This is a genomic window from Massilia phyllosphaerae (assembly GCF_034659755.1).
Taxonomy (GTDB): domain Bacteria; phylum Pseudomonadota; class Gammaproteobacteria; order Burkholderiales; family Burkholderiaceae_D; genus Telluria; species Telluria phyllosphaerae.
In genome coordinates this window covers 658,562-672,783 of the sequence record NZ_JAXSQX010000001.1, presented here as the reverse complement: position 1 = coordinate 672,783, position 14,222 = coordinate 658,562, and the positions used below count along the sequence as shown (strand labels likewise).

The 14,222-nt window shown below is 64.1% G+C and carries 9 protein-coding genes; 7 read left to right on the top strand and 2 right to left on the bottom strand.

Annotation, left to right across the window (positions count from 1 at the left end):
- Positions 1–101 precede the first annotated feature (101 nt).
- Together urtA and U1H99_RS02970 are read right to left on the bottom strand one after the other, a co-directional pair.
- Positions 102–1,367 (bottom strand): urea ABC transporter substrate-binding protein, encoded by a 1,266-nt coding sequence (gene urtA, locus U1H99_RS02975; protein WP_323140279.1) that lies wholly within the window; start codon positions 1,365–1,367, stop codon positions 102–104.
- A 27-nt stretch (positions 1,368–1,394) separates the two neighbouring features.
- Positions 1,395–2,504 carry a porin family protein gene (locus tag U1H99_RS02970; protein ID WP_323140278.1) on the bottom strand — a complete coding sequence of 370 codons (1,110 nt, stop codon included), beginning with the start codon at positions 2,502–2,504 and terminating at the stop codon, positions 1,395–1,397.
- Positions 2,505–2,618: 114 nt separating this feature from the next.
- Here U1H99_RS02970 and U1H99_RS02965 point away from each other — a divergent pair, with 114 nt between their 5' ends.
- From U1H99_RS02965 to U1H99_RS02935, 7 genes are all read left to right on the top strand, one after another.
- Positions 2,619–3,473, top strand: a complete 855-nt coding sequence (locus tag U1H99_RS02965) for a phytanoyl-CoA dioxygenase family protein (protein WP_323140277.1) — start codon at positions 2,619–2,621, stop codon at positions 3,471–3,473.
- Between the two features lie 179 nt (positions 3,474–3,652).
- The gene (locus tag U1H99_RS02960) at positions 3,653–4,924 is read left to right on the top strand and encodes a glucan 1,4-alpha-maltotetraohydrolase domain-containing protein (protein ID WP_323140276.1); all 1,272 of its coding nucleotides are present in this window, start codon (positions 3,653–3,655) and stop codon (positions 4,922–4,924) included.
- A gap of 257 nt (positions 4,925–5,181) precedes the next feature.
- Entirely contained in the window at positions 5,182–6,423 is a 1,242-nt protein-coding gene (gene lplT, locus U1H99_RS02955; protein WP_323140275.1) for a lysophospholipid transporter LplT, read from the top strand.
- A gap of 158 nt (positions 6,424–6,581) precedes the next feature.
- On the top strand, positions 6,582–8,960 hold the full coding sequence (locus U1H99_RS02950; protein WP_323140274.1) for a M1 family metallopeptidase: 2,379 nt from the start codon (positions 6,582–6,584) through the stop codon (positions 8,958–8,960).
- 183 nt (positions 8,961–9,143) lie between these two features.
- Positions 9,144–11,576 carry a M1 family metallopeptidase gene (locus U1H99_RS02945; protein WP_323140273.1) on the top strand — a complete coding sequence of 811 codons (2,433 nt, stop codon included), beginning with the start codon at positions 9,144–9,146 and terminating at the stop codon, positions 11,574–11,576.
- Positions 11,573–12,073, top strand: a complete 501-nt coding sequence (locus U1H99_RS02940) for a DUF6702 family protein (RefSeq protein ID WP_323140272.1) — start codon at positions 11,573–11,575, stop codon at positions 12,071–12,073. The genes U1H99_RS02945 and U1H99_RS02940 overlap by 4 nt, the downstream gene beginning before the upstream one ends.
- Positions 12,073–14,115: a TonB-dependent receptor gene (locus U1H99_RS02935; protein WP_323140271.1), complete on the top strand. Its 2,043-nt coding sequence runs from the start codon at positions 12,073–12,075 to the stop codon at positions 14,113–14,115. Before U1H99_RS02940 ends, U1H99_RS02935 begins: the two co-directional genes overlap by 1 nt.
- Positions 14,116–14,222: the final 107 nt, after the last annotated feature.

The following is a 14,222-nucleotide window of genomic DNA, read 5'->3' as shown; positions in this document are numbered from 1 at the left end:
GAATGCCAATGGCATTCTTGACGCCTTCGCAGGGGCGACGGTTTTTCGGTTACCGTCTCACGGTTGTGGTTCAGCGGTTCAGCTGCTCCGCGGTGCCGCGTTTACAAACTCTGCTTGCCCTCATTCCCCTTGATATAAGGGCTCCACGGTTGCGCCCGGATCGGCTCCTTGCTCTTCCACACCACCGTGAACTGGCCGTCGCCCTTGATCTCGCCGATCATCACCGGCTTGTGCAAGTGGTGGTTCGTCTTGTCCATCACCAGCGTGTAGCCGGACGGCGCCTTGAAGCTCTGTCCCGCCATCGCCGCGATCACCTTGTCGGTGTCGGTGGATTTCGCCTTTTCCACCGCCTGCGCCCACATGTGGATGCCGACGTAGGTCGCTTCCATCGGGTCGTTGGTGACGGCGCCGGCGGCGTTCGGCAGCTTCCTGGCCACGGCATAGGCCTTCCACTTCTTGACGAACTCCGCGTTGGTCGGGTTCTTGACCGATTCGAAGTAGTTCCAGGCCGCCAGGTGGCCGACCAGCGGCTTGGTGTCGACGCCGCGCAGTTCTTCCTCGCCGACCGAGAACGCCACCACCGGCACCTCGGTCGCCTTCAGGCCGGCGTTGCCCAGTTCTTTATAGAAGGGCACGTTGGAATCGCCGTTGATGGTCGAGATCACCGCGGTCTTGCCGCCGGTCGAGAACTTCTTGATGTTGGCGACGATGGTCTGGTAGTCGGCATGGCCGAAGGGCGTGTACAGTTCCTGGATGTCGCTGTCCTTGACGCCCTTGCTGTGCAGGTAGGCGCGCAGGATCTTGTTGGTGGTGCGCGGGTACACGTAGTCGGTGCCGAGCAGGACGAAGCGTTTCGCGCCGCCGCCATCCTTGCTCATCAGGTATTCCAGCGCCGGAATGGCTTGCTGGTTGGGCGCCGCGCCGGTATAGAACACGTTTTTCTCGAGTTCCTCGCCCTCGTACTGCACCGGGTAGAACAGCAGGCCGTTGAGTTCCTTCACCACCGGCAGCACCGACTTGCGCGACACCGAGGTCCAGCAGCCGAAGATGGCGACCACCTTGTCCTTGGCGATCAGCTGGCGCGCCTTTTCGGCGAACAGCGGCCAGTTCGAGGCCGGGTCGACGATCACCGGTTCGAGCTTCTTGCCCAGCACCCCGCCCCTGGCGTTGATCTCGTCGATCGCCATCAGCGCCGTGTCCTTCAGCGAGGTCTCGGAGATCGCCATGGTGCCGGACAGCGAATGCAGGATGCCGACCTTGATGGTGTCGGCGGCGTGGGCGACGTGGGTGGACAGGCCGCTGGCCAGCAGGGCGGCCGCGGCGGCGCTGCGGGTCAGGTTCGAGAGAAAAGTGCGACGGTTGGACATGGTTGGCCTCTTGGATTGGATGATGAATCAGTACTGGAGCTGGAGCGTGACCGAGAAGGTCGAGCGGTCGTCGGCGCCGGTCACCTTGGTGCGCGAATACAGCGCCGCCAGCTGGGCGTTGTAGCCGTCGATGACGTAGTTGACGCCGGCGTCGGCCTGGCGCGTGTCGATGCCGGTGTCGGCCTCGAACTTCTGGTAGCGCACGAAGGGCTGGAAGCGGTTGACGATGTAGCCGGCGCCGACCAGCCAGGCCTTGCCCTGCTCGGCGCGGATGACGTTGCCGGTGTCGTAGTCGTACCAGGCGCCTTCCAGCGACAGCGCACCTAGGCCCGGCAGGCGTTTTTCGAGCAGGACGTCGAGGCTCCAGGAGCGGTAGTCGCCGCTGGCGGCGGGCGTCAGCACGCCGTCCTTCTGCGAGCGCCCGGCCAGGCCGACGGCGAGGATATCCTTGGTGCCGAGGTAGTTGCCGGTGCCGTAGTAGCCCGGCTCCGGGTCCCAGAAGTCGTACTGCAGGCGGCCGGCGAACATCGGCTTGTCGGACGCGCGCAGGTCGGCGCCGTTGGCCTGGCCCTGGGTCAGGGCGCCGATACCGAAGGTATGCCCTTCGAAGGCGCCGAAGGAATAGCCGAGGCGGCCGTCCAGCAGGTTGCCCCAGACGGTGACGCCGTCGTCGCGGCCCCGGAAGATGCCGCCGTTGTAGCCGTAGCGCGACGCCACGCCGGCCCAGTAGCCGCCGCCCAGCGAATAGTAGGGGCCGGCCATGTTGGCGCGGTCGCTCGGCGACAGCATGCGTCCGGCCCAGATGTTCAGCTTGGGCGAGAACGCGAATTCGCCGACCGCATCCAGCACGCGGATCCGTTCGCCGTCCCACTCGGTGTTGAACATGCCCTTGATCTGCCGGTTCAGCGAGCCGCCGAGGTAGAGGCGCGCGCTGTCCAGGTTGAAATCGTTCGAGCGCGAGCCGTCCGCCGCTCCGTGTTCGACGCTGGAATAACTGGTGCGCATGCCGAAGCCGAGGCTGACCGACTGGTCCGGTCCGAAATTCACGGTGGCGCCGGCTTGCGCCTCGAGTGCCGGCAGCGTGCCCGCCATGGCGATCAGCGCCAGCAGCAAGCCCTTCTTCCCTGATGATGTCATTCCTGGTCCCTGGTGGATGAGTGGATGAGTTGTTATGTGCTCATCATCGCCACCGGGAAGCGCCGCGAACATACGTCAGGTTACGTAGTTGTGGCTTATCATGCGCAGAGAACCATGAACGAGGACCCCATGCTGACCACCGCACAGCGCGAGCAATACCAACGCGACGGCTACATCGTCATCCCCGATTTCAAATCCCTGGACGAGATCGCGCGCCTGCGCGCCCGTGCCGAGGCCATCGTCGACGCCTTCGACCCGGCCGAGTCGCGCGCCATCTTCACCACGCGCGACCAGGCCCGCGCCAGCGACGCCTGGTTCCTCGGCTCGGACAACACGGTGCGCTGCTTCTTCGAGGAAGAGGCCTTTGGCCCGGACGGCCAGCTGAAGCAGGCCAAGGCACTGTCGATCAACAAGATCGGCCACGCGATGCACGACCTCGACCCGGTGTTCGACGCCTTTACCCGCGATGCGAAACTGGCCGCCGTGGCACGCGACCTCGGACTGGCACAGCCGCAGGTCTGGCAATCGATGTACATCTTCAAGCAGCCGGGCATCGGCGGCGAAGTGCGCTGGCACCAGGACGCCACCTTCTTCGACAGCACGCCGATCAGCGTGACCACCTTCTGGTTCGCGCTGGAAGACGCGACGGTCGACAACGGCTGCCTGTGGGCCGAGCCGGGCGGCCACCGCGGCCCGCTGCGCGAACGCTTCCTGCGCGAAGGCGACCACATCACGATGGAAAAGCTGGACGCCACGCCGTGGCCGGACAACAGCACCGCGGTGCCGCTGGAAGCCAAGGCCGGCACCCTGGTGTGCTTCCACGGCCTGCTGCCGCACTACAGCGCGCCGAACCGGTCGCCGGTGTCGCGCCATGCATTCACGCTGCATGCGACCGATGCGCACACTGCCTATTCGGCGCGCAACTGGATCCAGCGCGATGCCGCCCTGCCGGTACGCGGCTTCGACTGATTCATGCAGTGAGTATTAAAACTACATACTCTTCAAAATCCGGTTGACACATAAATAGACGTGTTCAACAATCCCTTCATCGGGATTGAGGAGACACTGACATAACTATGTCCCGATACGTAGTAAAAGTACCTGCGCTTAGCCGCCAGGACCTTACCGTATAAAAATCGGAGAAGAGTATGAAACACCGTCACATTGCCGCCATCCTGGCGGCAGGCATTCTCACGCTTGCAGGACATGCCGGCGCCGCCACCCCAGCCCAGCAGGCGGGCAACAGCAGTGCCATCCTGCTGCAGGGCTTCCACTGGAATTCGGCGGCCTACGCCGGCCCGGACTGGTACAACACCGTGATGAACAACGTCGGCGACCTGAGCGCGATGGGCTTTACCCATGTCTGGTTCCCGCCGCCTTCGGATTCGGCCGCGCGCGAAGGCTACCTGCCGCGCCAGCTGAACAAGCTCGATTCCAGCTACGGCAGCGCGGCCGAGCTGACCAACGTGGTAAGCGCCTTCAAGAGCCGCGGCGTCAAGGCGATCGCCGACGTGGTCGTCAACCACCGTGTCGGCACCACCGGCTGGTCCGATTTCACCAATCCGAACTGGACCACCTACACCATCGTCAACAACGACGAATGCAATTGCGGCCTGGGCGCGGGCGACACCGGCGACGGCTTCAGCGGCGGACGCGACCTGGCCCACACCAACGTCGGCGAAGTCCAGAACGGCATCATCAACTGGCTGAACTACACGATCAAGCCGGTCGGCTTTTCCGGCCTGCGCTTCGACTACGTGAAAGGCTTCAGTCCGAGCTACGTAGCCCAGTACGCAAACGCCTTCCAGGCCGAGTTTTGCGTCGGCGAGCTGTGGCCCGACTTCGACCTGAACAACATGGACGCCAACCGCCAGGCGATCATGAACTGGATCAACGGCACCAACAGCAGCTGCGGCGCCTTCGACTTCACCACCAAGGGCATCCTCAACGACGCCCTCGCCAACGGCAACTACTGGCGCCTGAAAGCCACCGATGGCAAGCCGCAGGGCGCGCTCGGCTGGTGGCCGGCGATGTCGGTGACCTTCGTCGACAACCACGACACCGGCCCGGCCGAAAGCTGCAGCAGCGGCCAGAACCTGTGGCCGGCGCCGTGCGGCAAGGTGATGGAAGGCTATGCCTACATCCTGAGCCACCCGGGCATCCCGACCGTGTTCTACCCGCACATCTACAACTGGAACCTGAAGACCCCGATCGCCGCCCTGATGAAGGCGCGCAAGGATGCCGGCGTGACCTCGACCTCCGCGGTCGCGATCCAGCAGGCGACCCAGGGCCTGTACGCGGCCATCGTCAGCGGCAACACGCGCCAGCTGGCGATGAAGATCGGTCCGAACAGCTGGAGCCCGGGCACCGGCTGGACGCTGCAGACCTCGGGGACCAACTACGCGGTCTGGATCAAGTAAATCCCGCCGGATGGCGGCATCGCCGCCACAGTCGTAGCGGTCGTTGATCGCGTTGACGTCGCCGACGTCGAAGCGTATGCAGGGGCTCGCTGCGCTGCGGCGGAATTTACTATAGATAAACCTGACACATTGTTCGAGTAGCAAAAACACATCAATTGCTCCGGACAGGCTCGGACGCCATGTCGACGCACGCAAGCGAAAACGGTATCGGTTTGCCTGTGATATAAGTGCAAACCGCTTCCACGCATCGAGGCCCCATGAGCCCGGCTTTTTTCGCCATCGTTGGCGCCCAATTCTTCTCCTCGCTGGCCGACAGCGCCCTGTTCATCCTGTGCGTATCGCTGATCTCCACGCTGGCCTTTCCGGAGTGGATGACGCCGATGTTGAAGATGGGCTTCGTGCTGTCGTACATCCTGCTGGCCCCGTTTGCCGGCGCCTTCGCCGATGCCTTTCCGAAGGGCCGCGTGATGCTGGTCACGAACACCATCAAGATGTTCGGCTGCTCGCTGATCCTGGCCAAGGCCAATCCCCTGCTCGCCTACGGCATCGTCGGCTTCGGCGCGTCGGCGTATTCGCCGGCCAAGTACGGCATCCTGGCCGAGGTGCTGCCGGCGCGGCGCCTGGTGGCCGCCAACGGCTGGATCGAAGGCACGACCGTGGTCGCGATGATCCTCGGCACCATCCTGGGCGGCCTGATTTCCTCGAACGAGCAGACCATCGCCTGGCTGCTGCACGCCAGCTTCACGCTGTTCGGGTACGTGGTACCGAGTCCGCTGCACGCGGCGGTGACTGTCATCGTCCTGACTTACCTGCTGGCCACGCTGCTCAACCTGGGCGTGCTGAACAAGGGCAAGCGCTACGCGCGCACCGGCCGCAACCTGCAGGCGCTGTTCCAGGATTTTTACCGCTGCAATGCGACGCTGTGGCGCGATCGCGCCGGCCGCGTGTCGCTCGGCGTCACGTCGCTGTTCTGGGGCGCCGGCATGGTGCTGCAGATCCTGCTGCTGGCCTGGGCCCAGACCGCGCTCGGGCTCAGCCTCGACAAGGCGGCGCTGCTGCAGGCGGTGTTCGCGCTGGGAGTCGTGCTGGGCGCGGCGCTGGCCGGCAAGGCGGTGCCGCTGGTGCGCTCGATGTCGGTGATGCCGCTGGGCGCCGTGCTGGGCCTCGCGCTGTGCGCGATGGCGCTGGTGCATAGCGTGGCGGTGGCACTGCCGCTGCTGCTGGTCATTGGCATCCTGGCCGGGCTGTTCGTGGTGCCGATGAATGCCGTGCTGCAGCACCGCGGCCACAGCCTGATGAGTGCGGGGCAATCGATTGCGGTACAGAACTTCAACGAGAACCTGGCCATCCTGGCCATGACCGGCGGCTATGCGATGGCGCTGCAGGTGCAGCTTGGCATGAACACCGTCCTGATCCTGCTGGGCACGGGCATCACCCTGGCAACCCTGTACCTGCGCATGATCACGCGCACCATCTCGGGGACGCCATCCGAATCCTGAGCCGGCCCGGTGCACCGCTGCACCGCGGTAGCGGCGTCGTATGTCGCATTTGCTACACCTTCCTGTTTGTAACAGCCTTGTTACAAATCAACTAAACCTATGCAAGAGAGCTAAGACTAGAATATTTTCTTTCTTTCAATCTCTTACACAGGGAAAACATGATACGTTTGCCGATCGGCCTGGCGGCGCTCTGCCTCACCATGTCAGCAATCGCAGCGGAACCTTTCGACGACAAATTCCGTCAGCTCGACGAACTGCTTCCAACCCCGACCACCATCCGCACCGCATCCGGTGCTCCGGGTCACGCCTACTGGCAACAGCGCGCCGATTACCAGATCCGCGCCACCCTCGACGAAGCCAACCGCTCGATCAGCGGCGCCGAGACGATCACGTATCACAACAATTCCCCCGACACCCTGACTTATCTGTGGGTGCAGCTCGACCAGAATATCTACAAGCCGAACTCGGACGCCCGCACCACGGCCACCCTGCCCTCGCGCGAAGCATGGCAGGGCCGCAGCGCGACCGACGGCGTGAAGTTCGACGCCATCCGCACCGTGCTGGAAGCGCGCACCTTCCCGGGCGGTTTCAACATCAAGAGCGTCAAGGACGGCAACGGCCGTCCGCTGAACTTCGTTATCAACCGCACCATGATGCGGATCGACCTGCCGCAACCGCTGAAAGCCGGCGCGCGCACCGCCTTCAGCATCGAGTGGAGCTACAACATCACCGACATGAAGGTGCTGGGCGGCCGCTCGGGTTACGAAAAATTCGACGACAAGAACGACCTGTTCGAGATCGCCCAGTGGTTCCCGCGCATGGCGGCCTACTACGACGTCTACGGCTGGCAGCACAAGCAGTTCCTGGGCTCGGGCGAATTCACGCTGGAGTTCGGCGACTATGACGTGCAGCTGACCGTCCCGGCCGACCACGTGGTCGCCTCGACCGGCGAACTGCAGAACCCGGATGCGGTGCTCACGCCGGCCCAGCGCGACCGCCTGAAGCAGGCGCGCACGGCCGACAAGCCGGTGCTGATCGTCACGCAAGCCGAAGCCGAAGCCAAGGAAAAGCAGCGCGCCAGCGGCACCCGCACCTGGCACTACAAGGCCAAGAACGTGCGCGACTTCGCGTTCGCCTCGAGCCGCAAGTTCATCTGGGATGCCCAGGGTTTTAAAAAGGACAGCACCAACGTGCTGGCCATGTCCTACTACCCGAAAGAGGGTAATCCGCTGTGGGGCCAGTACTCGACCCAGTCGATCATCCACACCATCGACCAGTACAACAAGTATTCGTTCGACTACCCGTATCCGGTGGCGATTTCCGTCAACGGCCCGGTCGGCGGCATGGAATACCCGATGATCTCGTTCAACGGTCCGCGTCCGACCAAGGACAAGAAGACCGGCGAACTGACCTACTCCAAGCGCACCAAGTACGGCCTGATCAGCGTGATCATCCACGAAGTCGGCCACAACTACTATCCGATGATCATCAACTCGGACGAGCGCCAGTGGACCTGGATGGACGAGGGCCTGAACTCCTTCGTGCAGTACCTGGCCGAGCAGGCCTGGGAAGAGCACTATCCGCAGTCGCGCGGCGAACCGCGCGTGATCGCCGACTACATGAAGAGCCGCAACCAGGTGCCGATCATGACCAACTCGGAATCGGTGCTCCAGTTCGGCAACAATGCCTATGCGAAGCCGACCGCCGCGCTGATCGTGCTGCGTGAAACCGTGCTGGGCCGCGAACTGTTCGACTTCGCGTTCAGGGAATACGCGCAGCGCTGGAAGTTCAAGCGCCCGACCCCGTCCGACTTCTTCCGCACCATGGAAGACGCGTCCGGCACCGACCTCGACTGGTTCTGGCGCGGCTGGTTCTACACCACCGACGCGGTCGACGTCAGCGTCGACGGCATCAGCGAGTACACCATCGGTACCAAGGACCCGGAAATCGAGAAAGCCTGGCAGAAGGCCCAGCGCGACGCCCAGCCGATCTCGATCACCGACCAGCGCAACAAGGGCACGCTGCCGCGCCGCGTGGATGCGCATCCGGAGCTGAAGGACTTCTACAACGAGCACGACGACTTCACCGTCACCAACAAGGACCGCAACAAGTACAACGAGGAGACCGAAGGCCTGGAAGACTGGGAAAAGGCGCTGCTGAAGGAAGGCAAGCACCTGTACCTGGTCGACTTCTCGAACCTGGGCGGCCTGGTGTCCCCGCTGGTCCTGGAGATCCAGCTGGCGAGCGGCAAGAAGTACATCGAGCGCGTGCCGGCCGAAGTGTGGCGCTACTCGCCGAAGAAGATCACCAAGCTGATCATCACTGACGAGCCGATGGTCGGCCTGACCCAGGACCCGTACCTGGAAACCGCCGATACCGACGTCAGCAACAACGCCTGGCCGCGCAAGGCGACGCCGTCGCGCCTGGAACTGTTCAAGTCGCAGCGCGAGCAGAACGACATGATGAAGGACTTCGCCGAGAAGCTAAAAACGGCGAAGGACAAGGACGCCAAGACCGAAGCCCAAAAAGCCGAGTAATTTTTATACGGCATTAACGTAGGGTGGACGGCTTTGCCGTCCACGCGGTGACAGGTGCCGGGTCCGAACCCGTGCACGAAATCGGCGCCGCCAACAATCGACGCGTGGACGGCGGAGCCGTCCACCCTACCGGCAGCCGCACTCACAAGGTGCCGCTGCCGTTTTCTCTATCTGGAACCCACGATGAAACGTCTCGCCGCGCTGACCCTCCTCGCCTCCCTCGTCTCTTCCGCCTTTGCCGCGGAACCCTTCGACGACAAATTCCGCCAGCTCGACGAACTGCTGCCCACGCCCACCGACACCCGTACCGCCTCCGGCGCCCCGGGCCACGCCTACTGGCAGCAGCGCGCCGACTACCGCATCCGCGTCACGCTGGACGAAGCGAAGCGCGCCATCACCGGCAGCGAGACGATCACTTACCACAACAAGTCGCCCGATACGCTGACTTACCTGTGGGTGCAGCTGGACCAGAACATGTTCCGCGCCGATTCGGACAACCGCAGCGTCGCGAGCTATCCGTCGCGCGAAGCATGGCGCACGGCTACAACGCCCGGTGGCCAGACTGGCCTGGGCTATGAAGCCGCACGCTTCCTGGTCGAGAGCCGCACCTTCGACGGCGGCTTCAAGGTGGCCAGCGTGACCGACGGCAGCGGCCGCCCGCTGCGCAACGTCATCAACAAGACCATGATGCGCATCGACCTGCCGCAGCCCCTGAAGCCGGGCGCCAGCTTCTCGTTCAACATGGCCTGGAGTTTCAACGTGCCCGAGACGAACGTGCTGGGCCGGCGCATGGGCTTCGAGCGCTTCGACAAGCAGGACAAGAACGACCTGTTCGAGATCGCCCAGTTCTTCCCGCGCATGGCGGCCTACTACGACGTCCACGGCTGGCAGAACAAGCAGTACCTGGGCGACGGCGAATTCACGCTGGAGTTCGGCGACTACGAGGTCGAGATCACGGTCCCGGCCGACCACATCGTGGCCGCCACCGGCGAACTGCAGAATGCGGACGCGGTGCTCACCGGCGCCCAGCGCGAGCGCCTGCAGCGTGCGCGCAAATCCGACAAGCCGGTCGTCATCGTGACCCAGGCGGAAGCCGAAGCCACCGAAAAGGGCCGCGCCACGGCGACCAAGACCTGGCGCTTCAAGGCGAAAAACGTGCGCGACTTCGCCTGGGCATCGAGCCGCAAGTTCATCTGGGATGCGCAGGGCTTCAAGAAGGGCGAGACCGACGTGCTGGCCATGTCCTACTACCCGAAGGAAGGCAACCCGCTGTGGGAAAAGTATTCGACCCAGGCCATCATCCATACCATCGACAACTATAACAAGTACGCGTTCGACTATCCGTACCCGGTGGCGATCTCGGTGAACGGCCCGGTCGGCGGCATGGAATACCCGATGATCTCGTTCAACGGCGGCCGCCCGACCAAGGACAAGAAGACCGGCGCCCTCACCTATTCGAAGAACGTCAAGTATGGCCTGATCAGCGTGATCATCCACGAAGTCGGCCACAACTACTTCCCGATGATCGTCAACTCGGACGAGCGCCAGTGGACCTGGATGGACGAGGGTTTGAACAGCTTCATGCAGTTCCTGGCCGAGCAGGCCTGGGAAGAACACTACCCGGCGCGCCGCGGCGAACCGCGCAACATCGTCGACTACATGAAGAGCCGCAACCAGCAGCCGATCATGACCAACGGCGAATCGATCGTGAACCGCGGCGCCAACGCCTACGCCAAGCCGGCCACCGCCCTCAACGTGCTGCGCGAGACGGTGCTCGGGCGTGAGCTGTTCGACTTCGCCTTCAAGGAATACGCCCAGCGCTGGAAGTTCAAGCGCCCGACCCCGGCCGATCTGTTCCGCACCCTGGAAGACGCGTCCGGCACCGACCTCGACTGGTTCTGGCGCGGCTGGTTCTACAGCACCGACGCGGTCGACGTTAGCGTCGACGGCATCACCGAGTACACCATCGGCACCAAGGACCCGGACATCGAGAAAGCCTGGCAGAAGGCCCAGCGCGACGCCCAGCCGGTCTCGCTCACCGACCAGCGCAACAAGGGCACGCTGGCGCGCCGCGTGGATGCGCATCCGGAGCTGAAGGACTTCTACAACGAGCACGACGATTTCACCGTCACCAACCGTGACCGCAACAAGTACAATGAAGCGGTCGAGGACCTGGAAGACTGGGAAAAGGCGCTGCTGAAGGAAGGCAAGCACCTGTACCTGGTCGACTTTTCCAACCTGGGCGGGCTGGTGACGCCGCTGGTCCTGGAAATCACGCTCCAGAGCGGCAAGAAGTATGTCGAACGGGTGCCGGCCGAAGTCTGGCGCTACTCGCCGAAGAAGATCACCAAGCTGATCATCACCGACGAGCCGATGGTCGGCCTGACCCAGGACCCGTACCTGGAAACCGCCGACACCGACATCAGCAACAACGCCTGGCCGCGCAAGCTCACGCCGTCGCGCCTGGAACTGTTCAAGACACAGCGCCCACAGAACGACATGATGAAGGATTACGGGGAGAAGCTTAAGGTGAAGGACGTGAAAGACGTGAAGGATCCGAAGGAAGCGGTTAAGGCGGCCGAGCAGGCCGTCGAAGCGGGCAAGGCCGTCGAATGAGTGTCCGCCGCATCTGGGTCAAGGCCGCCTGCGCGGCTGCGCTGGCCTGTGCCTGCGTGGCTGGGCAGGCGCACCGCTTCCACGCGGGCATTACCGACATCGCCTTCAACGCGCACACCGGCAACACCGAAGTCGTGCACACCTACATGGCGCACGACGTCGAAGCCCTGCTCGCCAACCTGTACCAGCGCCAGTTCGACCTGTCCGATGCGGATGACCAGGCCGTGCTGCGCAAGTACCTCGAAAAGCAGTTCTGGCTGGCCGACAAGGCCGGCAAGCGCCTGCCTTTGAACTGGGTCGGCCTGACGGTCGACACCGACAGCGTCACCGTGTTCCAGGAAATCCCGGCCACGCCGGCCGAGAAGGTCGAGACCATCCACGCCGCCGTGCTGGTCGACTTCCTGCCCGACCAGGTCAATACCGTGAACTACAGCGCCGGCGGCAGCCTGCGTACCTTCGGCTTCAACGCCCGCCAATCCGAACTGTCCGTCCACTGATGAAATTACGTGTCCTCCCCTGCGCGCTGGCAGCGCTGTTCGTCCACGCACATGCGCTGGCCGACGACCCCGTGATCCAGCGCGTGCTGGTCGAAGGCGCGCGAGACAGCCAGCTCGGCATCGCCGATTCCGCCAACATGGGCAGCGTCAGCCAGAAGGAACTGGAGATGCGCACCATCTACCGGCCCGGCGAGCTGCTGGAAGCGACGCCCGGCCTAATCGCCAGCCAGCACAGCGGCGAAGGCAAGGCCAACCAGTTCTACCTGCGCGGCTTCAACCTCGACCACGGCACCGACCTCGCCACCTTCGTCGACGACATGCCGGTCAACCAGCGCAGCCATGCGCACGGCCAGGGCTGGACCGACCTGAACTTCCTGATCCCGGAGCTGACCGCGCGCCTGGATTACCGCAAGGGCCCCTATTCGGCCCGCGACGGCGACTTCGCCTCGGCCGGCAGCGCCTACGTGACCTATGCGAACCGCCTGGTGCGCGACGTCGCCACCGTCAGCGTCGGCCAGAACGGTTATGTGAGGACCGCGGTGGCCGCATCCAGCGATGCCGCCGACGGCACTCTCACCTATGCGCTGGAAGCGCTGCACAACGACGGCCCCTTCACCCGCGGCGACGATTACCGCAAGCTGAACGGCGTGCTGCGCTACAGCCGCGGCTACGCCAACAACGGCTGGAGCGTGACGGCGATGGCCTACCACGGCAGCTGGAACTCGACCGACCAGATCCCGCAACGTGCCGTCGACAACGGCACGCTGGGCCGCTGGGACGCCATCGACAATACCGACGGCGGCGAGGCGCGCCGCTACAGCCTGTCCGGCGTATGGCGCCAGACCACGGCCGACAGCGCGTCCAAGGTGAACGCCTACGTCATCCGCAACCAGCTCGGCCTGTGGTCGAACTTCACCTATTTCATGGACGACCCGGTCCACGGCGACCAGTTCGCCCAGCCGGACCGGCGCGTGACGGGCGGCGTGAATGCCGTCCACACCTGGCACACGCACCGCACGGACCACTTCACGGCCGACGTCACGGTCGGTGCCCAGGCCCAGAACGACAACATCTTCAACGCGCTGGAAAACACCGAGGGGCGGCGCACGCTGTCCGTCACGCGCCAGGACCACATCGTCGAGACCAGCAAGGCGGCCTGGATCGAGCACGCCGCGCGCTGGGGCGACTTCTTCCGCAGCGTGGTCGGCCTGCGCGCCGACGACTACCGTTTCAAAGTCCGTAGCGACCGGCCCGAGAATTCGGGAAAGGCGTCCGATACCCTGGTCAGCCCGTCGCTGAACCTGGTGTTCGGCCCGTGGCAGCAGAGCGAGCTGTACCTGAACTATGGCCAGGGCTTCCACAGCAACGACGCGCGCGGCACCACCACCAACATCGATCCGAAGACGCTCGAGGCGGTCGGCACGACGCCGGGCCTGGTGCGCTCGCGCGGCATGGAGATCGGCCTGCGTACCGAGATCGTCCCCAAGAACCAGACCGCGATCTCGCTGTACCGCCTCGACTTCGATTCCGAGCTGACCTACATCGGCGACGCCGGCAACACCGAAGCCGGGCCGCCGAGCCGGCGCATCGGCATCGAGTTCTCGAACTACTACAAGCCGTATAAATGGCTGTCGATCGATGTCGATGCCGCATTCGCGCGCGCGCGGTCGCGCGGCGTCGAGCCGGGCCAGGACCGCATCCCGGGCGCCGTCGAAGGCGTCGGCCAGCTGGCGCTGACCGTCAGCCAGGTCGGCAACTGGGAAGGCGCGCTGCGCCTGCGCTACTTCGGCCCGCGCCCGCTGATCGAGGACGACAGCGTGCGCTCGCACGCCAGCACCACGCTCAACGGCCGCATCGGCTACCGCTGGGCCAAGGACCTGCGGCTGGAGCTGGAGGGCTTCAACCTGGCCGACAAGCGGGCATCGGCGATCGACTATTATTATGCGTCGCAGCTGCGCGGTGAGGCGCAGGCGCGGGATGACATTCATTTTCATCCGATCGAGGGGCGTTCGTTCAGGCTGACGCTCATCAAAAACTTCTGATGCGCCGTAGGGTGGACGGCTCTGCCGTCCACGCGGTGATAGCTGCAAGTTTCGATCATGTGCACGATAGCGCAGCCGCCAACAATCACCGCGTGGACGGGAAACCC

Bases quoted from the DNA above. Each gene is read 5' to 3' on its own strand.
- urtA (WP_323140279.1), bottom strand. From the start codon at position 1,367: ATGTCCAACCGTCGCACTTTTCTCTCGAACCTGACCCGCAGCGCCGCC.
- U1H99_RS02970 (WP_323140278.1), bottom strand. From the start codon at position 2,504: ATGACATCATCAGGGAAGAAGGGCTTGCTGCTGGCGCTGATCGCCATG.
- U1H99_RS02945 (WP_323140273.1), top strand. From the start codon at position 9,144: ATGAAACGTCTCGCCGCGCTGACCCTCCTCGCCTCCCTCGTCTCTTCC.
- U1H99_RS02935 (WP_323140271.1), top strand. From the start codon at position 12,073: ATGAAATTACGTGTCCTCCCCTGCGCGCTGGCAGCGCTGTTCGTCCAC.
- U1H99_RS02960 (WP_323140276.1), top strand. From the start codon at position 3,653: ATGAAACACCGTCACATTGCCGCCATCCTGGCGGCAGGCATTCTCACG.
- U1H99_RS02950 (WP_323140274.1), top strand. From the start codon at position 6,582: ATGATACGTTTGCCGATCGGCCTGGCGGCGCTCTGCCTCACCATGTCA.
- lplT (WP_323140275.1), top strand. From the start codon at position 5,182: ATGAGCCCGGCTTTTTTCGCCATCGTTGGCGCCCAATTCTTCTCCTCG.
- U1H99_RS02965 (WP_323140277.1), top strand. From the start codon at position 2,619: ATGAACGAGGACCCCATGCTGACCACCGCACAGCGCGAGCAATACCAA.
- U1H99_RS02940 (WP_323140272.1), top strand. From the start codon at position 11,573: ATGAGTGTCCGCCGCATCTGGGTCAAGGCCGCCTGCGCGGCTGCGCTG.